Raw genomic sequence first — 21,932 nt, 5'->3', positions numbered from 1 at the left:
AGCCTGAAAGCGCTTTCTGAAACCGCTTTCATGCCGAGATTAAAAAACGCCCTGATCTTCCAATCAACTGGCATTTACCCTTGGTTTGCCAAAAAATCAACGTTGAACCGTGAGCTTGCCAGGGGCTGCCTGCACAGACACGCCATCGCTGAACCGCACCGTGCGGGCTTGCGGGTCTGGATTGAAAACCAGGTAGGTCTTGCCCTTGTTGGCATGCTTGAACACCGCATAAAAATGGGTGTCTGCCGTCACACCCAGATCCGGGGCACCCGTCCCCTCCAAGAATGCGAGCCAATGCTGCGCATGGGTGCGTGTATCGCCCAGCTCGACGGACCCCCATTCGTCCCACCGTGCACGGCCTTTGGCCGGGTCCACCAAGGCCACGTATTTGGCAAACAGGTCTTGCCAGATGTCATGGGGTTTGGCGCGTTTGCCTCGGCCTTCGTAAATCTTGATCTCGTTGTCCAGCGCCGCCATGTTTTTGTGCACGAAGGCTGGGCTTTCGGCCAGATAGGTCGAGCTCGCACTCAGGGGCAGCAGGTTGATGCCGTGGATTTGGCGCGGTTCGTCAATCCACCAGGTGTTGTGCGCCAGCTTGCCGCCAAACAACATGCTCACTTCAACGTTCTGGTACTCCTTGGGCAAAGTCAAACCATGGATGTCAAACCAATAATGGTTGATGGCCTGGATCTCTGTGGCATACAGATAGGTGCCCAATTCAACCAGTTCTGGCCTCCCTTGCAAGGCGCCCCACAACATCAAGCCAGCCCAGGCATTGATGGCTTCAGAGGATGACTCCTGGTTGTTGCCGTCTGGCGAGAGTGCCACACCCGAGGCCCATGAGTGCCCCTCATAAGGGTCAAAGTTGCGCAGGTACGGAAAGTCCTTTCGCCCGCGCTCTGCGGTGGCGATGTCGGCCACCAGCAGGTCGATCATGCCGCCCCAACGTTCGGGCTTGATCCATTGCGGGTCACGCAGTCCAATATCGGCTGCAGCCCGTATCCAGTAACCATAATGAAAATGGTGGTCGTTCATGTCCTTGACCGCGTCGTACTCTTCTGGATAGCTGACCACGGTGCCCAGCGTGGGGCTGTAGTGAAAATAAGTGCGCTTGCTTTGCCCAGACAGCCACTCTTCAAAACGGCCTTTCACCAGCGACAGCAACTCGTCGCGGGTTTTCACATCGCCTTCTGCGTCAGCCACGCCCATGAGTTGGCTGATGCGCTGCAGGCCTTTGCCCTGCCAATAAGGCCCTTGACCGATTTCGAGCATCATCCGGCGCGCCCGCCTGGCCTCCTTGGACAGGTTGCCCAGGATGGCTTTGCTTTGAACGGCATCCTGGACGCCTGGCCATTGAGGCACAAAGCCGGTATGCCGGTACCGGGTTTCAAAACTGCTGCTGGCAAACAGGCGTATATCCCCTCGGATGCTGCCCAAACTGCCCACCGATTTGGGGGGGAGCGCTGAATTTTGGTGCCAATGGTGGGGGTACAAACCCACCATGCCTGTGCCTTCGGGCCCCTCCATCGTGCGCGTCTTGACCTTGAAGCTGGTGATCACCTCGCTCTTTTGCCGATCCACGCGGTACTCCGCCCGCGTCTCCACAATGTGGCTGTACGCCTGCGCCAAAAATTCTCGGATGGTGCTGTCTTGGTCATTGGGCAAGATGGCCAGCGATGCATATCGCCGGTCTGCAGGCAATCGCAGATGCCACGAAGGACCCGCCTGCACCCATTGCGCCCCAGTGGGTGCAAATGCGGCATAGGTCTTGATGGCGTCGCTGAGCAACAACACACGCGGATCGGCTGGCCACAATCGGCCGGTCAAAGAAGTCGCCAAATCCAAGGACAAATCGCCCTGGGAGAGTTGGGCATAAACAAAGGGACTGCCATGCGCCAGCGTGGTCACCATGCTGCTCTTTTCAAGCTCAAAGGCGATGTCGACGGCCCAATCCGAATGCCCGGCCAGCAGCGCTGCTGTGGGCTGAAAACCCAAAGGGCGCAGTGTGACGTCCGCCTTGTGGGGGTAAAGAATTTCAACGTCCTTGCGCTCAGTGGGAACCACAGTTTTTTGTGGGAACCCGACTTCAAGGCCCTTGGCGCTGGCTTTGGCCGTTAAAGGGACCGCATGCAGCACCTCCGACCACCGTGTGAACATGACGGATGAATACCACTGGTTGGTGGGCGCTGCCCGCTCCAACATGGCTGGGGTACGAAACGGTGCGGCAGGCACAGGGTTGTCCGCCGAACTGACTTGCGTGCGCCAAGCCCCTGAGCCTCGCTGCACGACATCGGCAGCTTGGCTGGCCAAGCTCATGCTCACACTCAAAACAGCGCCTACCCATTGGTAAATATTCATGATGCTCGATCCTTCAACTCAGGAAATTCTTTGACCATCTGATCCAAAAATCAGCGCGCCAGACCAGTCTGGCAATAAACCGATGCGTTGGCCCACATCAGACTTCAGGGCATCTGGCCGCACCTTGATGCGAACCGGCTCAGCCAATCCCTCGACCTTGGCGTACACCACCATCACATCGCCCAAGTTCTCAAGAAACTCGACCACGCCAGGAAGACCACGGTCGTCGGTCGTCACCTCCATGAATTCCGGTCGAATGCCAAGGTGTGCGCCTTTGGCGAACTGTTCTTGCCGCGCGCTGGCCGTGAGTGGGTCGACCCTGAGCGTTTCAGCGCCAACACGCAGTGCCAGCGAAGGCCCGCTCCACTGATAGGGCAACAGATTGATCTTGGGTGACCCCAAAAATTCAGCCACAAATCGGTTGTCAGGCCTGCGGTACAAATCCATCGGCGCGCCCACCTGCTCAATCCGGCCTTGGTTGAACACGGCGATCCTGTTGCCCAGCGTCATGGCTTCCGTCTGGTCGTGCGTGACGTAGATCATGGTGGTTTTCAAGTCGGCGTGCAGCTTGGCCAACTCGATGCGCATTTGCACCCGCAAAGAGGCGTCCAGGTTCGACAGGGGCTCGTCAAACAAAAACACGCAAGGTCTGCGCACAATGGCTCGGCCAATGGCCACGCGCTGGCGTTGACCGCCAGACAGCTGCTTGGGGTAACGCTTGAGCAAGGGCGTCAGCTGCAAGCGCTGCGCTGTTTCGTTCACCAATTTGGCGGTGTCCGTTTTGGAGCTGCCCGACATGCGCAGACCAAAACCCATGTTTTCTTCCACGGTCATGTGCGGGTACAGCGCATAGCTTTGGAAGACCATCGCGGCGCCGCGCTCAGAAGGCCCTTTGGCACTGACGTCTTGGCCACCGATGTGGATGCTGCCGCCGGTCAGCGTTTCAAGACCGGCGATCATGCGCAGCATGGTGGATTTACCGCAGCCCGAAGGTCCCACAAAAACCATGAATTCACCGTCCTGGACCGCCAAATCCAATCCGGGAATGACCACCGTTTCACCAAATTGTTTGGTGACGCCTTTGAGTTCGATCGATGCCACTTTATTTCCCAGCTAAAAATTTTTGGTACCACAAGGCGCTGTTCTTGAAAGTCCTTTTTTGTGTCTCAAAATCAACATGCACCAAGCCAAAACGCTTGGCGTATCCACTGGCCCATTCAAAGTTATCCATCAGGCTCCATGCAAAGTAAGCCCCTACAGGCACACCTTGCTGGATGGCGTCGTGCGTTGCGGCAATGTGGTCGCGGATGTAAGCCAATCGCTGGGGGTCATTGACTTCACCGTTGACCATCTGGTCTTTGAAGGCCGCCCCGTTTTCGGTAACCCACAACCCTTGAGGGTGGTAATCGGTGTGCAAACGGCACAGCAATTCGGTCAAGCCTTGGGGGTAAACCTCCCAGCCCATATCGGTCACGGCATTGCCTGTGCTGGTGACATCCCAAGGATTGCCACTCGAAGAAAAATTCCGTGTGTAGTAATTGACCCCTAAAAAATCGTTGCTTTGCGCCATGGTGGCCAGGTCACCCGCTTGCAATTGCGGCGCGTCGCTCCCCAAGTGGTCGATCACATCCTGTGGGTAAACGCCTTTGTACAAAGCATCCATGTACAAGCGCAGGATCAGGCCATCGTCCAATTTGGCCTTGGCCACGTCCTTGGGGTCATCGCTGGCCGGGTAAATGGGTGACAGGTTCAACACAATCCCCATGGGGGTCGCGAGTCCCAGGCCGCGCATGGCTTGTAATGCCATGCCGTGACTGAGCAACAAATGGTGCACCGCCTGCATGGCCTGGCTTCTGGACTGGATGCCTGGCGCAAAAATGCCCTGCTCATAGCCCAGAATGGCGATCACCCACGGCTCGTTGTGGGTGCAAATGCTGTGGACCCGGTGCCCAAACCGCCGAGCCACCTCGGTGGCGTACCGCGTGAAATGGCCACACACATCCCGGTTGGCCCAGCCTCCTTGGTCTTGCAACGACTGCGGCAAGTCCCAATGGTTCAAGGTCAGGTGCCGTTCAATGCCGCGCTCTTCAAGGGCCGTGATCAATTGGTCGTAAAAGGCAAAACCCGCTTCATTCCATGCCCCTTGCCCATCGGGCTGGACACGCGGCCAAGACATCGAAAAACGGTAGGCATTGACACCCAAACGAGCGATCAAATCGACGTCTTCTGGCCACCGCGTGTAATGTTCGCAAGCCACATGCCCGTTGCTTGCATCTGCAATTTTTCCTTCTGTCGCACAAAAGGTGTCCCAAATCGATGGGCCTTTGCCATCGCTGTCATGTGCGCCTTCAATTTGAAAGGAGGATGTGGCGACGCCCCACTTGAAATCTTTGGGAAATTGGTCACGAGAAACGGTCTTGGTGGTCATGTCTAGCGTCAAGGGTTTAGCCGCGCACAGCGCCTGAGGTCAGGCCTTCGATCAGTCGGCGGGAAGAAAACATAAAGATGATCAGCAGTGGAATCACGGCAATGGCCGATCCAGCCATCAAAGCGCCCCACTCGGTGTCCACCGGGCTTTGTACGCTTCGAAGCGCCAAAGGGAATGTGTACATCTCGGGTGAGCGCAACACCACCAAGGGTCCAATGAAGTTGTTCCACGAGGCGATGAAAGCGATGAGCCCCAGCGTGCCAAATGCGGGGCCCAACAAGGGGACCACCACACTCCAGTAAATCCTGAATTCACCGCAGTTGTCCATCCGCGCTGCCTCAATCAATTCTTTTGGAATGGCGGACGTGATGTACTGGCGCATTAAAAAGATACCCATGGCAGGGGCTGCGCCCGGCAAATAAAGGGCCCTGGGTTGATCGATCCAGTTGAGCGCGTCCATGATCAAGAAGGTGGGAATCATCCCCAGGAAGGACGGCACCAACATCGTGCCCATGACCAAACCAAACAACAGCTTTTTGAAACGGAACTCATAGACCGCAAAGGCAAACCCCGCCATGGAACAAAACAACAAGGTCAGTGCCGTGCCCATCAAACCCACATACAAGGACCAACCCAGGTTTTTCCAAAATGGGATTTTTCCCATCAAGATCTTCATGTTTTCCAGGAAGTGATCACCAAAAAACAGCGGCGGCGGCACACTGAAAATGTCAGCCCTGGGTTGCGTGGCGAACACAAACATGAAATAGAACGGGCCCAGCATGAGCAAGGCGCCCAGCACGATGAAGATCCACCCCATCACGCCCAAGGTGGGTTGGGTCTCTGACATGACCTGACTCATGCTTGACCTTCCTTGCTTTTGAATGCTTTGTTCGTGACCCACGTCATGACCAAAATGATGACGAACAGCATCCATGAAATGGCACTGGCCAAACCGAAGTCATTGAAGTCAAACGCGGTGCGGTACATGTACATGGCGGTGGTCATACCGGCATATTCCGGTCCGCCTTTGCCCCCCGTCAAAATGAAGGGCTCCTCAAAAAGTTGCAAGCCACCGATCACCGTCAATGTGATGCCGAAGAACATCATGGGCTTGAGTTGAGGCAAGGTGATGAACCAAAATTGCTGCCAGCTTTTTGCGCCATCCATCCTGGCTGCCTCGTACAAGTCACGTGGAATGCTTTGCATGGCGGCCACATACAAAATGACATTGAAGCCCAAGTACCGCCAAAACACGACCGCAGAGACCACGGGTTTGATGGCCTGCGGGCTGCCCAGCCAATCAATGTTCTTCTCGGGCATCACGGCATGGAGCCAGGGCCACTGGGCCATTTCGGCCAAGGCCGCATTGACCATGCCGTAGTCGGTTGAAAACAAGGTGCTGAACATGATGGCGATGGCCACCGTCGAAGTGATGTAGGGCAGGAAGTAAGCGCCCATGGTCGCATTGCGCCAACGACCCAGTTTTTCATTGATCAGATAAGCCAAAGGAATGGCAACCAGGTGTTGCGGCATGCCCGATGCCAAGGCCATCCACAAGGTGTTGCCCAAAGACGTCCAGACCAAGGGGTCTTCGATGGCAAACAGCACGTTTTCCAGGCCCACATATTTCATGGAGCCGAGGCCTTGCACCGGGTCCCACATGTGAAACATCAGCACAAATGAAAAAACGATGGGAAACAAGCCAAAGATCAAGAACAACAGTAAAAAAGGGCTGATCAGCACATACGGAGCCGCCCCAGGTGTCAGCAGTGGTTTCATCAACGACTCGCTCGTCTTTGGACCATTCGGTGAGCATCCTTGAGCGCTTGTTCGATGGGCTTGTTCTTGGTCAGCACCAAATCCAATTCAGCATTGACAATTTCTTCTGCCACGCTGTCGTTTTTAAAGACCATGGTGGGCTTGATTTGGGAGGCTGTGTTTTTCCATTCCATTCTTGCCTTTTGCCCACCCAAGAATGCGACGGGTTGGCTGAAAAAATCACCGCTTTGCGCCCCGATCAAGGCTGGAAATGCATTGAATTTTTCAAATGCCATTTGCTGCTGTTTGGTGTCCAAAACCAAATGTTGAATCAGGTCCCAAGCCAGCTCTTTGTTGACGGCTTTTTTGGGGATCGCGTAGAAAGTGCCCCCCCATGAAGTCGCCACCCGTTCTGGCAAGACGGTTGAGCGCCACAGCCCACTGGTGTTGGGCGCCAACCAATTTTGCAAATGGCCACCCAACCAGGCACCCATCATCTGTACAGACACCGTACCCCGTTTGAGCGACTCACCCCATTCGTTGGACCAGGCGTTGATTTTGGCGTCGAGACCTTGTGCTCTGATTTTTTGTGCGATCTCAAAACCCCGTTTGAACCGGGGTGACGTCTCAATGACCGACTTGCCTTGATCGTCAAAATAGACACCGTGTCCCGCAGGGATACCGGTTCTGATCACGATGTCTTTGACATCGCGGGCATGCGCCACCAAATAAGCGCCGCTGTCTTTTTTGATTTTCAGCCCGCTTTCGATGAAGCTTTCCCAAGACGCGGTCAGGTCCGACTCTTTGACTTTGGCTTTGGTGAGCAGGTCTTGCCTGTAAAACATGGCGCCAGGCCCAATGTCTGTCGGGACAGCCACTTGTCCATGGCTGGCCGAGCGCCCCTGTGCCACCGCATAAGGCACCAGTTTTGCGGCGTGTTGACCCCATTGGTATGGGGCCTTGTCCAGATCCTCAAGACCCCCGCTTTGTGCAAAACGTCCCAAATAGCCATATTCAATCGTCATGACATCTGGCAGGCCCGTCGAAGTGGCCAGCGCTGTCGTCATCGCCGTGTGGTGATCCGCGTATTCGCGCCCAACCACCTTGACTTGCACATGGGGGTTTTTCTTTTCCCAGGTTTGCAAAGACGCTTTGACGATTTCATCGACGGCAGGAAAGGCCGCCACGGTGATCGTTGTCTTTTGTGCCATCGCCACGTTCACAGCCAAAGCGGTCAACAACACCAACGCGGGTTTTTTCATGAAATCACCTTTTTGAAAGCGCTTTCATTTTTCAACAGGGCAGCGACAGTGTCAAGGCGTTCAAGGGTTTTCACTGTGTTGTCCGTGTCCCCAGTTTTGAAAACGGGAATGCCTTCAGGCGCCGCGCGCATCCCTCCATGGCTTGACCCAGAACCGGTGCGGCAGCCATGAGCTGGCAGCCCTCATGGGTCTGGATGGCATGGGCTTGGCGTCATGCCCACACCCCCTGATGGCACAGCAGCGCCTGACTTCAAAACGGAAAAAGCCTCCCGAAGGAGGCCTTGAGGCTCTGGGCGCAACCCCAGAACAGCGCAGAGATCAGATGTAATAAAGGCGGTTTTTGACCATGCGGGCTGCGCGGCGGGTCATGTACGTCGTCAGATCGGTGGCCGGCGCTTGGCTGTCCTCGGCACGGTCCATCGCGGTTTGCAAATCGGTCATCAGACGGCTGTCGTTTTGGGCCATGGCCCACAGACGCTCATCGGCACGGCGACGGGCCACATGGGCGGACCAGCCGTCCAAGCCTGTCATCAGGTTTTGCGCCAAAAGGCGGCTCACGCCACGCAGTGCGCCAATGGCCACAACCGCCACAAGCCACAACGCCAGCCATGCGGCCAACACATGCGTATCGGCCCAGTCGTCGATCAGGTAGTCGGCCAAAACCACCAAGGCCGCCACACCTGCGGCCAGCATGGCAGCGGCCAAGGTTTTGGTGGATGAACGGGGTGCTGCGCTGGCAGCTTGAATAGTGGGCACAGCGCCCACAACAGATGGGGTGGTGGTGGTCATTTTTAATTCCCTCAATTGGATGTTTTTGCTTTTGTCGGTTCAAAACGACCAACTCAATGGCCGACTCAATGGTCACATCATAGGGTTTTCACCCATGCGACTCAACTTTATATTCATGATGTCAATCATTCATAATGCTGATACATCACCGGTGCTTGCTTGAATTCCTCCATCCCAGCCTCGTTTCGCACACTCGACCTCAACTTGCTTCGGATCTTTGACGAAGTCATGGCCGAGCGCAGCCTGACGCGTGCCGCCCACAACCTTTCGCTGACCCAACCGGCCGTGAGCAACGCCGTTCGCCGCCTGCGCGACGCGCTGGACGATGAGCTGGTTCGGCGGCATGGCCACGGCATTGAGCCCACGCCCCGCGCGCTGGCGCTCTGGCCGAGCGTGCGCGAGGCGCTGCGCCAGCTGCAAGAGGCCATCGTGCCCAGCACCTTTGTGCCGCATGAAGCCAACAACACGTTCATCTTGGCCATGGCCGATGCCACGGCCGCTGAGCTCATGGGCGGATTGGCGCGTCAATTGCAAACCGAGGCGCCCGGCGTATCGCTGCGGGTGGTGCCCCTGACCACACGCGACCCGCGCAGCCTTCTCGCGGATGGGGTGGCCGACATCGCCTTGGGGTACTTCCCCGCCGTGTTGACCGATCTGACCGGGCGTGTCCAAGCGGGCGAAGCCGTGTCTTTTGAGCACCAGCGTCTGTACGCGGGTGAATACGTCTGTGTGATGCGCCAAGGGCACCCCATGGCGGACCAGCCCATAACGCTCGACGCCTATTGCGCAGCCCGACATTTGCTGGTGAGCTTTTCGGGCCGTCCCTATGGTTTTGTCGATGAAGCCTTGGCCACCATTGGCCGACAGCGGCGCATCGTGCTCACGGTGAATCAATTTTTCACGGCCGGACAAGTGGTGGTCAACTCCGACCTGCTCACGGTGCTGCCGCGCCACTTTGTGCCCACCACGGGCATGGGCGACCAACTCGTGCTGCGGGAATTGCCACTGAACGTGCCACCTGTGCACGTGGAGGCACTTTGGCACCGCCGACAACAACACGACAGCGCGCACCAATGGCTGCGCGGTCAACTGCTGCAGGTGGCGCAAGCCGCGTTTTCGGCGAAGGAATGGGGATGAACATCCAACTGCTGTCCGACCTGCACCTGGAGTCCAACCCCAGCTTCATGCCCACCCCCGCAGCCGGTGCCGATGTGCTGGTGTTGGCGGGCGACATCGGCTCGTACCAAACCGACTCTGCCCTCAGCGCCGCAGGCGATGCCGACTTTGGCCTGCAACGATTTTCGCCAAAGCACGGCTGGCCCACGCCGGTGCTGTTTGTGCCGGGGAACCACGAATACGACGGCTTGGACTTCGACGAGGCCCACGCCCGGCTGCAAGAAACCTGCGCCCGGCTGGGCATCACTTGGCTCGAGCGCGAGGTGCTGCAACTGGGCGGCGTGCGCTTTGTGGGCACCACACTGTGGACCGACTTTGATGCGCTCGGGCCGCTGGCGGGTCAGGCCTTGCCCCAGAAAATCCCGGCGCACTTCAGCCACCCCAACAGCCCCTACACCCGCCACCTCAAAGCCCGGGACAAAGCGTTTCGGGCCGCCAACTATTACCTGCGCAAAGCCCTGACCACACGCCACGGCGAGCCATGGCTGGCCGAAGGCGTGCGCGCGCAAGCCCTTCAATGCCAAGACTGGCTGAGCCAAGCCCTGAGCACCCCTTTTGCGGGGCCCACCGTGGTGGTGACGCACTTTGCACCCAGCTTGCACAGCGCCGACCCCCGCTACGGCCGCGTCCCCGGCACGGCGGGATTTTGCAACGCACTGGACCATTGCCTGCCCCAAGCGCAGCTGTGGTTGCACGGGCATTTGCATTGCGCCAGCGACTACACCCAGCACGGCTGCCGTGTGGTCGCCAACCCCTTGGGCTACGCCCGCAAAAACGAACAGGCGCAATTCAAAGCCGAGTGCACATGGGCCGTTTGACCCCAAAGGTCAGCGCGCACGCCCATGCACACCGGCGTCCCGGCAAGCTGGCGTTCTCATGACCTAAGTCAAGGCCTGCACAACCAGCCCCGCCTAGAGTGCAAGCTTGTTTGGAGTTGCAACAGGAGTCCGTGATGAAAATCTTATTGGCCGTCGATGGCAGTGAATTCACCAAAAAAATGCTGGCCTACCTGACCACGCACGAAACACTTTTTGGCCCGCACCACAGCTACACCTTGCTGACCGTGAGCCCTCAACTGCCCCCACGCGCACGCTCCGTGGTGGGCAAGGATGTCGTTGAGGCTTACCAGCGCGATGAAGCCGAAAAAGTGTTGTCACCCGTCACCAAGTTCTTGCTGCGCCACGGCATCGATGCGAAAACCGTGTCCAAAATTGGCCATGCGGGAGAGACCATTTCCAAAGTGGCCGACAGCGGCAAGTTTGACTTGTTGGTCATGGGCTCACACGGCCACGGCACCTTGGGCAATTTGGTCATGGGTTCGGTCGCCACCCAAGTGCTGGCGCACAGCAAAGTGCCTGTTTTGTTGGTGCGCTGAAAGCGTCATGGCGCGAGCTGTCGCTCGCTCCGACAAAAAGGGCTCAGCGGGCGCTCAGCCCATCGAAACAAGTGCTCATCACCAGATCGAGGATTTGCGCTTCGGTGTGCTGCTCACCCATTTTGAGGAACTCCAGCACCGGGTCGCAGGCGCGGGCGAACAAGGTGTACAAGACCGCGACCGCAGGCAAAGCTTTGTTGATGTGGCCCTGGGCCTGGGCCTCTTCGATCCAGCCGCCCAGCGCGTCGCTGACTTCCATCAAACCATCCATGTAGTTTTTGCTGCCCATCAAGGTGGCGCGCAGACTGGAGTTTTGGCTGGGCAAGGAAGGCATCAAGCCTTGGAGCTTGAGTGTCATGGTCCAACGCGTCACCGCCTTGAGTTTGTCCATGGCCGTTTGGTCCGCTGGCAAAGACTGGATGAACTCTTGCGCCTTGCGCATGGCCGTGACCATGGCCGCACAAGCCAGCTCTTCTTTGCTGGTGAAGTGTTTGTACAGGCTGGCCTTGGCAATGCCCACTTCGGCCGCCACTTCGTCCACCGTCATCGCATCAAAACCTTTTTCGGCCAGCAAGCGGTTCACCGACTGGATGATCGCCGTCTCCCGGGCGGCCAACATCTGGATCTTGAAGGACTTCTTGGGCAAGGTCGGTACTTGGTTGTTCATGATCAGATTCTAGCCCGCAAGTCTAAAAAAAGACCATCGGGTCATTACTGAGTCGCCCTCAAACAAAGCGTAATGGCCCGCTGACAGCGCACCGGCAGCCGCCTGAGCGACAGCCCATCAGGCTTTCAGCACCCCCGCCACGCCCGAGCGAATGGCGAATTGGGCTTGGGTCTTGAACACCCCCTCCACGCGTGCGGGATTGGCCGTGGTTCTGAACTCGGCGCTGATGCCTTCGGGCCGCACGTCCAGCAAGGTGTAACCCCGCTCATCCGAACGGGCATGGGCAATGTCCGGGTTGCTGTCTCGGATTTGGGTCAGCAGCTTCTCGCCCAGACCGCGTGAGGTGACCGAGGTGGTCACGATCTCGCTGGCCACCACGGGCGAGCGTTCGTCGTTGGCTTGCACGCGCAGCTGGGCCGCCACGTTCATGTGCACATCGCCGCCCAGCATCACCACGTTGTGCACCCCCGCCTGCGCCACCGCGCCCAACAGCCTGGCGCGCGCTTGCGGGTAACCGTCCCAACCGTCGGTGAAAGCACTGCGCCCCAAAGGGGTGTTGACACCACTGGAACTCATTTGGGTGGATTGGGCCACCAGCTTCCAGCGCCGGGGACTGCGGCTCAGGCCCTCGTGAAGCCACTGCTCTTGTGCCATCCCCAACATGCTGCGCGCGGGATCGGTCAAGGCGTCACAAGACACCACCACGCGACCGCCGCCCCGGTTCGGGTCCAGACAAGCCTGGTGGTCACGGTACTGGCGGCAGTCCAGCGTCCACAAGTCGGCCAGCTTGCCCCAGGCCATGCGGTCGTGGATGCGCATTTGGCTGGCGTTGACCGGGTCAGGCCCCAAGCGCAGCGGCATGTGCTCAAAATAAGCTTGGTAGGCCGCCGCCCGGCGACGCAAAAAGGTCTGCGGGTCGGTGAAACTGCGGTCCAGGTCGTTGGCGTAGTCGTTGACCACTTCGTGGTCGTCCCACGTCATGGCCCAAGTGTGCGCGGCGTGGCAAGCTTGCAAGTCGGCATCGGCCTTGTATTGCGCGTGGCGTTCGCGGTATTCATTCAGCGTCTTGGGCACGCCGCCTTCATGCTTGCGCAGCATGTACTGCGGGTTGGAACTTTCGTAGATGTAATCGCCCACAAACAGCACCAAGTCGAGGTCCCGCTGGGCCATCTCGCGGTGTGCAGCAAAGTAGCCTTGTTCGTAATGTTGGCAAGACGCCAAGGCGATGCGCAAACGGTCCACCGGGTCTTCCAAGCCGGGGCTGGTGCGCGCGCGGCCCACCGGGCTCATGGCGTGACCGCACACAAAACGGTACCAATAAGGTCGGCCCGGCTGCAAACCGCTGGCCACCACATGCACGCTGTGCGCTCTGCCGGCATCGGTTTGCACACGCCACTGGCGAACCGGTTGGCGCAAGGCCGCATCGGCAAACACCTCGCACACCACGTCCAGGCTTTGCGCCCTCAAGGCCGCATCGGCTTCCTGGATGCGCAAACGTGTCCACAACACCACGCTGCTGGGCTGCGGCTGGCCACTGGCCACGCCCAAACTGAAAGGGTCCACTTGCCAGCGCGGCCCATGGCCCAGCGCAGCACCCTGCAGCGGCTGCGCCTGAGCGCCTGCGCCCAGCCAGGGCATCAAGGCCAGGGCCAGGGCCCGGCGCTGCACTTCTCGGCGAGACATCAGAGCGTGTTTCATGTCGGCAGGGTGTTCCGGTCGTGTGGGCCAAATCCAGAGGGGATGTTAACCGGGCACTTCATGACGCTTCATGCGGGCCTGCCGAAGCTGCACTTGCCTCGAGGTGACAGACGTGCCGGCCCGTCGGCGACACAATGGGCGGCATGAATGCTTCCATCCGCCCCCGAAAAGACCACCTGGATGCCCTGGCCGTGGGCATCTTGCTGGTGTGCTGCATGTTTTGGGGCTTTCAACAAGTGCTGGTCAAAGCCACGGTGGCCGAATTGCCGCCCGTGTTCCAGTCGGCCGTGCGCGGGGCAGGCGCCACGCTGCTGCTGTGGCTGTGGTGCCAGTGGCGTGGGGTGCGCCTGTTTGAGCGCGATGGCAGTTTGTGGGCGGGTTTGCTCGTGGGCGGCTTGTTTGCGGCGGAGTTTGCCTTCATCTACATCGGCCTGCAGCACACGGCGGCCTCGCGGCTGACGGTGTTTTTGTACACCTCGCCCTTTTGGGTGGCGGCCCTGCTGCCATGGTTCATCCGCACCGAGCGGCTGCGCCCTGTGCAGTGGCTGGGCATGGCTTGCGCGTTTGCCGCCGTGGTCTTTGCCCTTCGCGAAGGCTTTGGCGGCGGCGGGGCCACAGGCGACCTGATGGGCCTGGCCGCTGGGGCCTTGTGGGGCCTGACCACGGTGGCCATCCGCGCGGCCAACCTCACGCGACTGGCCGCTGAGAAACTGCTGTTTTACCAATTGGCCGTGAGCACCGTGGTCCTGCTCCTGCTGTCGCATCTGCTGGGCGAACCCTGGGGGGGCACTTGGAGCCGCTTTGCCATGGGCTCGGTGGCGCTGCAAACCGTGGGCGGGGCATTCGCCAGCTACTTGGCCTGGATGTGGATGCTGGGCCACTACCCCGCCACCAAGATCTCAGCCTTTGTCTTTCTGACGCCGCTGTTCGCCTTGTTGTTTGGCATGCTCTGGCTGGGCGAGGCCGTGACCCTGACCTTGGCGCTCTCTCTGGCGCTGGTGGCTGTGGGCATCGTGCTGGTCAACCGCAAATGAACGCGCAACAAAACCTCTGAAAATTTTTGCTTTTTTGAAAGAACCCCATGACTTACCAAGCCCTGCAAATCCACAAAGACGACGCGGGATACCGCTGCACCTTGCAAACACTCGACGACAGCGCCTTGCCCGAGGGCGATGTGACGGTGCAAGTGGACTACTCCACCCTCAACTACAAAGACGGCCTGGCCATCACCGGCAAATCGCCCGTGGTGCGCAAGTTCCCGCTCACGCCCGGCATTGACCTGTCGGGCACGGTGACCGAGAGCCAGCACCCGCTCTTCAAGGCGGGCGACCAAGTCGTGCTCAACGGCTGGGGCGTGGGCGAGAGCCACAGCGGCGGCTTGGCACAAAAAGCGCGGCTCAAAGGCGACTGGCTGGTCAAACTGCCTGCCGCCTTCACCCCGCGCCAGGCCATGGCCATTGGCACCGCAGGCTACACCGCCATGCTGTGCGTGATGGCGCTGGAAAAGCACGGCGTCACGCCCGGCAGCGGCGACATTTTGGTCACGGGCGCGGGCGGCGGTGTGGGCAGCGTGGCCATTGCGCTGCTGGCCAAGCTGGGCTACCGCGTGGTGGCCAGCACGGGCCGCCTGCAAGAGGCCGACTACCTGCGCCAGCTGGGCGCGGCCGATGTGATGGACCGGGCAGAGTTGTCTGCCCCGGGCAAGCCGCTGGCCAAAGAGCGCTGGGCGGGTGTGGTGGACACCGTGGGCAGCCATACCCTCGCCAACGCCTGCGCCAGCACGAAATACGGCGGCGTGGTGACCGCTTGCGGCCTGGCGCAAGGCATGGACTTTCCGTCAAGCGTGGCGCCCTTCATCTTGCGCGGCGTGACCTTGGCCGGCATCGACAGCGTGATGGCCCCGCGTGCCGTGCGCGAAGCGGCCTGGGCACGTTTGGCGCAAGACCTGGACACCGCGCAACTGGAGCGCATGACCCGCGAAGTGGGTCTGGCCGACGCCATCGGCTTGGGGACGGAGATTTTGGCGGGGCAGGTGCGTGGGCGGGTGGTGGTGAACGTGAACGGCTAAGCGGATCAGTCAACGCCAGCAGCGCCACGTATTGGCTTATTTGTGCGGCGTGGTGCACAACAAGTTACATATAAAAATACTTTTTAACCATCTAATGCGGACAATGTTATTTTTTAATCAACGTTGTCCGCCGTGAGCCTCTAAAGGACAAATAAGCATCTCTTGATTTTATTTAATTCAATGTACAATTAAATATGTTGAGCGTGGTCGAAACACCCGTTTTTCAGTCGATGGTGGAAGCCATTTGGACGCCATCTGAGCGCGAAGATTTCGCGGTTTTTATCGGTGAGCATCCGTTCGCGGGAGATGTGATTCCCCAAACCGGCGGGCTTCGAAAGCTGCGCTGGTCGCGCCAAGGCATGGGCAAACGCGGCGGTGCGAGGGTGATTTACTACACACGGCTGCCAAAAGGTGACATCGTGCTGGTCGCGGTTTATGTCAAAGCCAAGTTCGACAACATACCCGTTCAAGTTTTAAATACATGGAAGGAAGCCTACGATGAGCAAGGCTAAACCGATTGAAATGGATGCCGAAACCGCAGCATTTGCAGAAAGTGTGCGTTTAAGCCTGATGCAGGCCAAACAAGGCCAGGCCGCACGCACGTATAGCCCCGAAGAACTTCAAGGCATCAAGGCCAAACGGGGTCGGCCCACAGGCAGCAAGCAGGCCACCGTGAAAGTGCCCACAACGCTGAGGTTGGATGAAGCAGCGCTTGCGCGCTGGCGGGCCTCTGGCAAAGGCTGGCAATCAAGAGCCGCCCTTTTGCTGGCGCAACACGCCCCGGGGTGAAATCTGTGCCGAAGAATTGAAACGCCCAACAGTGGGCATGCCCAGCGAGCAAGAGGACAAGGCCATCACTGCCGCGGCCCAAAATGATCCGGATGTTCAACCACTCACCTCTAAGCAACGCAAGAACAGGGTCCCATCCAAAAGTTGTCGCAGCCAGCCATTCGAGACCTTAATCCGCCATCCCCGATAATCACAACTTCAGATTTCCAATGGCCCGCCAGCTTGGCGGGCCTTCTATTGCGGAGCAACCCATGAGCACTTTCCAAACCACCGGCGCACGCGCCACAGGCCTGGCCACGCTGGCCGCTGACGGCACCGTGCTGGACACCTGGTTCCCCGCCCCCGAATTGGCGGGCGATGTGGCCGCCAGCGGCACCACCCGCCTGACGGAAGCCGAAGCGGTGGCGGCGCTGGGCGCTGACGTGGCCAAGGCGCTGAGTGCCTGCGCTGTGCGCGGCACCACCGTGGTGGCTGTGCGAACCGAGATCAAGTCGCTGGCCGACGCGCCCGCCGACACCCACGACGCTTACCTGCGCCTGCACCTGCTGAGCCACCGCCTGGTACAACCGCACGGCGCCAACGTCACCGGCATCTTTGGCCTCTTGGCCAATGTGGCCTGGACCAACTTGGGCCCTTGCGCCGTGGCCGACGTGCCCGCTGCCCGCATGAAAGCGCGCGCCACAGGCCGCGTGCTCGAAATCAAAGGCGTGGACAAGTTCCCACAAATGACCGACTACGTGATTCCCAGCGGTGTGCGCATTGCCAACGCCGACCGCGTGCGCCTGGGCGCACACCTGGCCAGCGGCACCACCGTCATGCACGAAGGCTTTTGCAACTTCAACGCAGGCACCTTGGGCGCCAGCATGGTCGAAGGCCGCATCAGCGCGGGCGTGGTGGTCGATGACGCCAGCGACATCGGCGGCGGCGCGTCCATCATGGGCACGCTGTCGGGTGGCGGCAAAGAAGTCATCAAGGTCGGCAAGCGCTGCTTGCTGGGCGCGAACGCCGGCATCGGCATCTCGCTGGGCGACGACTGCGTGGTCGAAGCCGGTTGCTACATCACAGGCGGCAGCCGTGTGCAGCTGCCCGACGGCAGCCTGATGAAAGCCAAAGAGCTGTCCGGCAAAAACGGCATCCTGTTCCGCCGCGATTCACAGTCGGGCGCCTTGCACGCGATCCCCCGCAACAAGAGCTGGGGCGAGTTGAACGCCGAGCTGCACAAGAACTGAAGCCACAAAAGCCATGCTGGAAAGGCTGTCCCCCAATGTCAAGCTGGCCGGGCTGGCCAGCGCGCTGCTGCCCTGCGTGATGTGGCTGATGCGTCTGCTGTCGCCAGACCTCTCATGGGGCTTTGCCTTTCTGTTTGGCTTGCAAGTGCTGTTGTTGTTGACGGCACTGCATTTGGTGGTGACCAGCATCTGGGGGCCCGCAAGCCGCTGGAATTTGCCCAAACCAGCGGCCGATTCACAGCGCCGCATCTTTGCCCAAAAAGGGGCGCTCGTGGCCCGCTGGCTTGCGCTGCTCGGCCGCGCCAAAAGCGCCGCGCTGGCACCGTTTTTGCGTTTGTTCAGACGCCAAACGCCTTGATGGCTGGCAGGTCGCTTTCACGCAACTACAGAAGAGCTTCAAAGCCCATGAACCAGCGCCCCGTTGATGCGGGCCAGCTCACAGAATTGGGCACTGATGCGGCTGTCATTCGCAACGCTTTGCCAAAATGGGATCGCCTGTCACGCCCTTAAGCCGCCAAACCGTTCAGAAATTCGTGTGCTACTGCGATCTGAATGTCTCCCAACGTGTAGCTGTGCCGCGCATGGCGTACTACCTGCACCGCCTGAACCGGCGCTTTTTCTAAGGCAAAGCGTTGCAATGCGCGGTGCGGTTTTTCGTCGGATAACTTGCATTCGACCAACTGCGTGAGCTGGTTTTTGTCGCTCAGGGCGAAGTCCACCTCGGCCCCGTCTTTGGTGCGGATGTAGTGCAATCCAGCCTCTTTGCCCTGCACGTCGTGCTGCCATTGCACTTGCTTGAGCAAGGCGGTAGCCACCAGGTTTTCAAAGCGCAGGCCCTCGTCGCCTTCGACGAGGCCCGTGTCGTAAAAATAGACCTTGGGCGTTTGCAGCGTGGCGCGGGCGATGTTGTCGTGGAAGGGGCGCACCACGAAGACGATGTAGAGCGCCTCCAGAATGTCGAGGTATTTTTTGAGCGTGACTGGCGACACGGCCAAGTCGCGCGCCATACTGGCCAGCGACAGGGGCGATCCCACACGCGAACGCAGCATTTGAGCAAACAGACGGATGGCGTTGACCTCCTGGATGCGAGAGAACTCCAGCACATCGTTGCGCACCAGGCCATCAAAGTATTGCCTGCGCCAGCGCTCGGCCTGCTCGTTATCAGGGGCCAAGCAGGGCTCAGGAAAACCACCGCGTTCGAGCAAATGGGTCAGTGCGGCATCGGGTGTGGCACCGGTTTGCTCGCACCATTCGCGCACCGAGATCGGGTGCAGCCGCAGTCCAAAAAAGCGCCCAGCCAATGATTCACCACTTTGCCTGAAAGTGTCCATGCGGGCGCTGCCCGTGACCAGCAGCTGCTGGGTGGCCGCCTTACCGTCGACCACGCCTTTGAGCCAGGCCTTCCAGTCGGGCATTTTGTGGATTTCATCCAGCACCAGCAGCGGCGTTTGAGGGCTCCAACGCTGGTTAAGGATCAGCGCCCGGTCGGCGGGCACATCGTAGTTCAGGTACTGACCGCCGTGCTGGGCGATCAATTGGCGGCTGAGCGTGGTTTTACCGACCTGGCGTGGGCCAGTGAGGAACACCATTTTGTGGGCCAAATCGGCTTTGACGCGGTCATCGAGGTAACGTTTCATGACCGCTATTTTGCGACTTTTCAAAAGCACATTGCAAATAAGTCGCGACTTTTTTTCAAAGTCATGGATAAAAGTCGCAAATCACTGAGCCGCCTCGGTCTGATCGATATTTGCTTTGAATTATTTAGACCTCACCATCCGCACACCGGAAGGATGAACAGGACTGAACGCTCTGTATTCCAAATCAAGCGCTGGTCTGCGGCATGGTGCTGACGGGAGCCATCGCCTTTATGGTGCACCTGCTGTGGCCTGCGCTGGGCCTGGGGACGATGGCGGTTTATGTGCTGACGGGCTGGGGCATTCTTGTGGGCTTGATGTTGGTGCTGGTGGTCAACACCGCCATCAGCAGCGGGCTCAACCCGTGGATTTTGCGCAAGGGCGGCACGGACACGCAGTGGCTGTGGTTTTCCGCAGACCCGCCCGGTTTAGAAAGAGACGCAAAGCCCAAAAAGCCCTGAGGGTTTTCAGCCCTCAGGCAGGGCAGGCGGTATCAGGCCTTGGTCAAGTGCCGCTTGGCCAATTCCACGTACCAGTCCAGACACCCTGGGTTGGCCATGGCGTCTCGGTTGACCACCTTTTCAAGGGGCTGGCCGAGCATGAGTTTCTTGATCGGCAGCTCCTGCTTCTTGCCAGACAGGGTGCGCGGAATTTCGGCGACCTGAAAGATTTCGTTGGGGATGAAACGTGGGCTGAGGGCCACCTTGATGGCGTTGTTGAGTTTGGCCTTGAGCACATCGTCAAACGCCGTGCCCGGGCGCAGCACCACAAAGAGGGGCATGTAGCTTTCTTTGCCCAGGTATTCCAAGTCCACCACCATCGAGTCCATGACTTCGGGCAGGGCTTCAACGGCGCTGTACAGCTCGCTGGTGCCCATGCGCAAGCCGTAGCGGTTGATGGTCGCGTCGCTGCGGCCAAAGATCACGCAGCCTTCACCCTCGCCTTGCGCATTGCCGATGCGCAGCCAATCGCCATGACGCCAGACGCCGCCCATGCTGGCGGGGCCGTCGCCCCCTCCGGGTTGGCGGCCGTGGCCGGCGGGGTACATCTCAAAGTAGCTGGCCAAATAGCGGGCGTTGTCCTTGTCGTTCCAGAAGAACAAGGGCATGGACGGGATGGGTTGGGTGCAGACCAGCTCACCCACCTCGCCAATGACGGGTGCGCCCGCTTCGTTCCAAGCCTCGACCGCGCAACCCAGTTCGCGGCATTGCATGACGCCGGGTTCTTGCGGCAGCTCGCGGTGCCCGCCCACAAAGGCGCCAGCAAAGTCGGTACCGCCCGAGATGTTGCACCACCAAATATCACCCCCACGCTCGCCCACTGCGTCTGGCTCGCTGCCCCCCGAGGGGGCCTTCGCGCCTTGGGACTGCCCGGCGTCGCGCATGTCTGTCTGTCGCTGGTGCACTTTCCTGAATTCTTCGGTGCCCCAGCTTTGTGTTTCAGGGGACAGCGGAGAGCCCGTGGTGCCGAGGGCACGCACCCGCGACAAGTCACCGCAGCGCGAAATGTCCACCCCCGCTTTTTGGCAGTTGGCAAAGTAGGCCGCGCCCGCGCCAAAGAAGGTGACTTTTTCTTCTGCGGCCATGCGCCACAAAATGCCCCAGTCGGGGTTGTCTTTGCTGCCGCCGGGGTTGCCGTCATAAATCACACAGGTCACGCCGTTGAGCAGACCTGCCACCTGCGCGTTCCACATGACCCAGCCGGTTGAGCTGTACCAGTGAAAGCGCTCGCCAAAGCTGTTGGGGTGGTAGCTGCAGCCGATGTCGTTGTGCAAAATTTTGTTGGCCAGTGCCACGATCACCGTGCCGCCGTGGCCATGCACGATGGGCTTGGGCAGGCCAGTGGTGCCGCTGGAGTAGACGATCCACAAAGGGTGGTCAAAGGGCAACCAAAGCGGCTCAAAAGCTTGCACCTGCGCATCGTCACGCGCCGTGATGGCCGACAGTTGCACGCTGGCCCCGACCTCGCAGTTGGTCAAATCCAGTGTGCCCAAATTCTCGTGAATGATGACGTGTTGCACGCTGGGCAATGCGTTTTGCAACTCTTGCACCACGTCCATGCGGTCAAAGTCGCGGCCCCCGTAGCGGACGCCGTCCACCGCGATCAGCACCTTGGGCTCAATCTGTTTGAAGCGGTCAAGCACCGCGTTGGTGCCCATGTCGGGCGCGCAAATGCTCCACACGCCGCCGACACTGGCGGTGGCCAAAAACGCCACCATCGCCTCGGGGATGTTGGGCAGGTACGCCGCCACCCGGTCACCGGGCTGCACGCCTTGGGCCTGCAGGTGCAGGGCCATGGCGGCGACCTGGCGGCGCAGCTCGGGCCAGCTCATCTCGCGCCGCAGCCCTTTTTCGTTGTGGCTGATGACGGCCAAAAACCCGGCCTCGTGGGCAGGCTGCACATGCCGCAGCACTTGGTGCGCGTAATTGGTCTGGGCGCCTGGAAACCACTTGGCGCCGGGCATCACGTTGTGGGCGAGCACCGCGGTGTGCGGCGTGGGCGACTGGAAATCGAAGTAATCCCAGATGCTTTGCCAAAAGGCATCCAACTCGGTCACGGACCATCGCCACAGGTCGTTGTAGGTGGCAAAGCTCAAGCCGCGCTGGTCGCGCAACCAGTTTTGGTACAGCCGAATTTGGGGCAAATAAGGCGGGGCGTCGGTGACAGAAACAGAGGGTGTTGTCGCGGTGTTCATGGGCTG

The 21,932-nt window shown here is 59.6% G+C and carries 21 protein-coding genes; 10 read left to right on the top strand and 11 right to left on the bottom strand.

Annotated elements, in window-relative coordinates; all coding sequences use genetic code 11:
- Window positions 1–96: 96 nt before the first annotated feature.
- The 7 genes from B9Z31_RS03800 to B9Z31_RS03770 all read right to left on the bottom strand — a co-directional run bounded on the left by B9Z31_RS03800 (window position 97) and on the right by B9Z31_RS03770 (window position 8,595).
- Window positions 97–2,358 carry a glycosyl hydrolase gene (locus B9Z31_RS03800; RefSeq protein WP_100118223.1) on the bottom strand — a complete coding sequence of 754 codons (2,262 nt, stop codon included), beginning with the start codon at window positions 2,356–2,358 and terminating at the stop codon, window positions 97–99.
- 18 nt (window positions 2,359–2,376) lie between these two features.
- Window positions 2,377–3,459: an ABC transporter ATP-binding protein gene (locus B9Z31_RS03795; protein WP_100118222.1), complete on the bottom strand. Its 1,083-nt coding sequence runs from the start codon at window positions 3,457–3,459 to the stop codon at window positions 2,377–2,379.
- Window position 3,460: 1 nt separating this feature from the next.
- The gene (locus tag B9Z31_RS03790; protein ID WP_100118221.1) at window positions 3,461–4,786 is read right to left on the bottom strand and encodes a GH1 family beta-glucosidase; all 1,326 of its coding nucleotides are present in this window, start codon (window positions 4,784–4,786) and stop codon (window positions 3,461–3,463) included.
- Between the two features lie 16 nt (window positions 4,787–4,802).
- Entirely contained in the window at window positions 4,803–5,633 is an 831-nt protein-coding gene (locus tag B9Z31_RS03785; RefSeq protein WP_100118350.1) for a carbohydrate ABC transporter permease, read from the bottom strand.
- Between the two features lie 8 nt (window positions 5,634–5,641).
- Complete coding sequence (locus B9Z31_RS03780; protein WP_100118220.1) at window positions 5,642–6,565, bottom strand: carbohydrate ABC transporter permease; 924 nt, start codon at window positions 6,563–6,565, stop codon at window positions 5,642–5,644.
- The gene (locus B9Z31_RS03775) at window positions 6,565–7,806 is read right to left on the bottom strand and encodes an ABC transporter substrate-binding protein (RefSeq protein ID WP_100118219.1); all 1,242 of its coding nucleotides are present in this window, start codon (window positions 7,804–7,806) and stop codon (window positions 6,565–6,567) included. The genes B9Z31_RS03780 and B9Z31_RS03775 overlap by 1 nt, the downstream gene beginning before the upstream one ends.
- Window positions 7,807–8,124: 318 nt before the next feature.
- Window positions 8,125–8,595, bottom strand: coding sequence for a hypothetical protein (locus B9Z31_RS03770; RefSeq protein WP_100118218.1), 471 nt, complete (start codon window positions 8,593–8,595; stop codon window positions 8,125–8,127).
- 159 nt (window positions 8,596–8,754) lie between these two features.
- On the opposite strand from B9Z31_RS03770, the gene B9Z31_RS03765 reads away from it, so the two are divergent.
- The 3 genes from B9Z31_RS03765 (at window position 8,755) to B9Z31_RS03755 (ending at window position 11,146) form a co-directional block, all read left to right on the top strand.
- Window positions 8,755–9,732, top strand: a complete 978-nt coding sequence (locus B9Z31_RS03765; RefSeq protein WP_255408629.1) for a LysR family transcriptional regulator — start codon at window positions 8,755–8,757, stop codon at window positions 9,730–9,732.
- Entirely contained in the window at window positions 9,729–10,589 is an 861-nt protein-coding gene (locus B9Z31_RS03760) for a metallophosphoesterase (protein ID WP_100118217.1), read from the top strand. The genes B9Z31_RS03765 and B9Z31_RS03760 overlap by 4 nt, the downstream gene beginning before the upstream one ends.
- Before the next feature lie 134 nt (window positions 10,590–10,723).
- Window positions 10,724–11,146: a universal stress protein gene (locus B9Z31_RS03755; RefSeq protein ID WP_100118216.1), complete on the top strand. Its 423-nt coding sequence runs from the start codon at window positions 10,724–10,726 to the stop codon at window positions 11,144–11,146.
- Window positions 11,147–11,189: 43 nt separating this feature from the next.
- Here the strand turns inward: B9Z31_RS03755 and B9Z31_RS03750 are convergent, their stop codons facing one another.
- Together B9Z31_RS03750 and B9Z31_RS03745 are read right to left on the bottom strand one after the other, a co-directional pair.
- Entirely contained in the window at window positions 11,190–11,813 is a 624-nt protein-coding gene (locus tag B9Z31_RS03750; RefSeq protein ID WP_100118215.1) for a TetR/AcrR family transcriptional regulator, read from the bottom strand.
- Between the two features lie 117 nt (window positions 11,814–11,930).
- Window positions 11,931–13,511 (bottom strand): alkaline phosphatase, encoded by a 1,581-nt coding sequence (locus tag B9Z31_RS03745; protein WP_100118214.1) that lies wholly within the window; start codon window positions 13,509–13,511, stop codon window positions 11,931–11,933.
- 143 nt (window positions 13,512–13,654) lie between these two features.
- Between B9Z31_RS03745 and B9Z31_RS03740 the strand changes: the two genes are divergently transcribed.
- From B9Z31_RS03740 to B9Z31_RS03715, 6 genes are all read left to right on the top strand, one after another.
- Complete coding sequence (locus tag B9Z31_RS03740; RefSeq protein WP_199174428.1) at window positions 13,655–14,545, top strand: DMT family transporter; 891 nt, start codon at window positions 13,655–13,657, stop codon at window positions 14,543–14,545.
- 47 nt (window positions 14,546–14,592) lie between these two features.
- On the top strand, window positions 14,593–15,579 hold the full coding sequence (locus tag B9Z31_RS03735) for an MDR family oxidoreductase (protein ID WP_100118213.1): 987 nt from the start codon (window positions 14,593–14,595) through the stop codon (window positions 15,577–15,579).
- Window positions 15,580–15,773: 194 nt separating this feature from the next.
- A complete protein-coding gene (locus B9Z31_RS03730; protein WP_100118212.1) occupies window positions 15,774–16,091 on the top strand; it encodes a transcriptional regulator in 318 nt (105 codons plus the stop codon).
- Entirely contained in the window at window positions 16,078–16,368 is a 291-nt protein-coding gene (locus B9Z31_RS03725; protein ID WP_100118211.1) for a BrnA antitoxin family protein, read from the top strand. The genes B9Z31_RS03730 and B9Z31_RS03725 overlap by 14 nt, the downstream gene beginning before the upstream one ends.
- 251 nt (window positions 16,369–16,619) lie before the next feature.
- Complete coding sequence (dapD, locus tag B9Z31_RS03720; RefSeq protein ID WP_100118210.1) at window positions 16,620–17,597, top strand: 2,3,4,5-tetrahydropyridine-2,6-dicarboxylate N-succinyltransferase; 978 nt, start codon at window positions 16,620–16,622, stop codon at window positions 17,595–17,597.
- A gap of 13 nt (window positions 17,598–17,610) precedes the next feature.
- Complete coding sequence (locus tag B9Z31_RS03715; RefSeq protein WP_100118209.1) at window positions 17,611–17,955, top strand: hypothetical protein; 345 nt, start codon at window positions 17,611–17,613, stop codon at window positions 17,953–17,955.
- A gap of 148 nt (window positions 17,956–18,103) precedes the next feature.
- Here B9Z31_RS03715 and B9Z31_RS03710 read toward each other — a convergent pair whose 3' ends face one another.
- Window positions 18,104–19,234, bottom strand: coding sequence for an ATP-binding protein (locus B9Z31_RS03710; protein WP_100118208.1), 1,131 nt, complete (start codon window positions 19,232–19,234; stop codon window positions 18,104–18,106).
- A 203-nt stretch (window positions 19,235–19,437) separates the two neighbouring features.
- On the opposite strand from B9Z31_RS03710, the gene B9Z31_RS03705 reads away from it, so the two are divergent.
- Window positions 19,438–19,692 (top strand): hypothetical protein, encoded by a 255-nt coding sequence (locus B9Z31_RS03705; RefSeq protein ID WP_100118207.1) that lies wholly within the window; start codon window positions 19,438–19,440, stop codon window positions 19,690–19,692.
- Window positions 19,693–19,724: 32 nt separating this feature from the next.
- Here B9Z31_RS03705 and B9Z31_RS03700 read toward each other — a convergent pair whose 3' ends face one another.
- Window positions 19,725–21,926: an acetoacetate--CoA ligase gene (locus tag B9Z31_RS03700; RefSeq protein ID WP_100118206.1), complete on the bottom strand. Its 2,202-nt coding sequence runs from the start codon at window positions 21,924–21,926 to the stop codon at window positions 19,725–19,727.
- Between the last annotated feature and the right edge of the window lie 6 nt (window positions 21,927–21,932).

Source organism: Limnohabitans sp. G3-2, from assembly GCF_002778275.1.
Classification (GTDB): Bacteria; Pseudomonadota; Gammaproteobacteria; order Burkholderiales; family Burkholderiaceae_C; genus Limnohabitans_A.
Note: the sequence above shows the minus strand (reverse complement) of the source record. Positions and strands in the feature narration are given on the sequence as shown.

What these genes read in the sequence shown, in the direction of transcription:
- B9Z31_RS03800 (WP_100118223.1), bottom strand. Translation starts at nt 2,358, where the DNA reads ATGAATATTTACCAATGGGTAGGCGCTGTTTTGAGTGTGAGCATGAGC.
- B9Z31_RS03790 (WP_100118221.1), bottom strand. Translation starts at nt 4,786, where the DNA reads ATGACCACCAAGACCGTTTCTCGTGACCAATTTCCCAAAGATTTCAAG.
- B9Z31_RS03785 (WP_100118350.1), bottom strand. Translation starts at nt 5,633, where the DNA reads ATGTCAGAGACCCAACCCACCTTGGGCGTGATGGGGTGGATCTTCATC.
- B9Z31_RS03780 (WP_100118220.1), bottom strand. Translation starts at nt 6,565, where the DNA reads ATGAAACCACTGCTGACACCTGGGGCGGCTCCGTATGTGCTGATCAGC.
- B9Z31_RS03775 (WP_100118219.1), bottom strand. Translation starts at nt 7,806, where the DNA reads ATGAAAAAACCCGCGTTGGTGTTGTTGACCGCTTTGGCTGTGAACGTG.
- B9Z31_RS03770 (WP_100118218.1), bottom strand. Translation starts at nt 8,595, where the DNA reads ATGACCACCACCACCCCATCTGTTGTGGGCGCTGTGCCCACTATTCAA.
- B9Z31_RS03760 (WP_100118217.1), top strand. Translation starts at nt 9,729, where the DNA reads ATGAACATCCAACTGCTGTCCGACCTGCACCTGGAGTCCAACCCCAGC.
- B9Z31_RS03755 (WP_100118216.1), top strand. Translation starts at nt 10,724, where the DNA reads ATGAAAATCTTATTGGCCGTCGATGGCAGTGAATTCACCAAAAAAATG.
- B9Z31_RS03750 (WP_100118215.1), bottom strand. Translation starts at nt 11,813, where the DNA reads ATGAACAACCAAGTACCGACCTTGCCCAAGAAGTCCTTCAAGATCCAG.
- B9Z31_RS03745 (WP_100118214.1), bottom strand. Translation starts at nt 13,511, where the DNA reads ATGAAACACGCTCTGATGTCTCGCCGAGAAGTGCAGCGCCGGGCCCTG.
- B9Z31_RS03740 (WP_199174428.1), top strand. Translation starts at nt 13,655, where the DNA reads ATGAATGCTTCCATCCGCCCCCGAAAAGACCACCTGGATGCCCTGGCC.
- B9Z31_RS03735 (WP_100118213.1), top strand. Translation starts at nt 14,593, where the DNA reads ATGACTTACCAAGCCCTGCAAATCCACAAAGACGACGCGGGATACCGC.
- B9Z31_RS03730 (WP_100118212.1), top strand. Translation starts at nt 15,774, where the DNA reads ATGTTGAGCGTGGTCGAAACACCCGTTTTTCAGTCGATGGTGGAAGCC.
- B9Z31_RS03725 (WP_100118211.1), top strand. Translation starts at nt 16,078, where the DNA reads ATGAGCAAGGCTAAACCGATTGAAATGGATGCCGAAACCGCAGCATTT.
- dapD (WP_100118210.1), top strand. Translation starts at nt 16,620, where the DNA reads ATGAGCACTTTCCAAACCACCGGCGCACGCGCCACAGGCCTGGCCACG.
- B9Z31_RS03715 (WP_100118209.1), top strand. Translation starts at nt 17,611, where the DNA reads ATGCTGGAAAGGCTGTCCCCCAATGTCAAGCTGGCCGGGCTGGCCAGC.
- B9Z31_RS03710 (WP_100118208.1), bottom strand. Translation starts at nt 19,234, where the DNA reads ATGAAACGTTACCTCGATGACCGCGTCAAAGCCGATTTGGCCCACAAA.
- B9Z31_RS03705 (WP_100118207.1), top strand. Translation starts at nt 19,438, where the DNA reads ATGGTGCTGACGGGAGCCATCGCCTTTATGGTGCACCTGCTGTGGCCT.
- B9Z31_RS03700 (WP_100118206.1), bottom strand. Translation starts at nt 21,926, where the DNA reads ATGAACACCGCGACAACACCCTCTGTTTCTGTCACCGACGCCCCGCCT.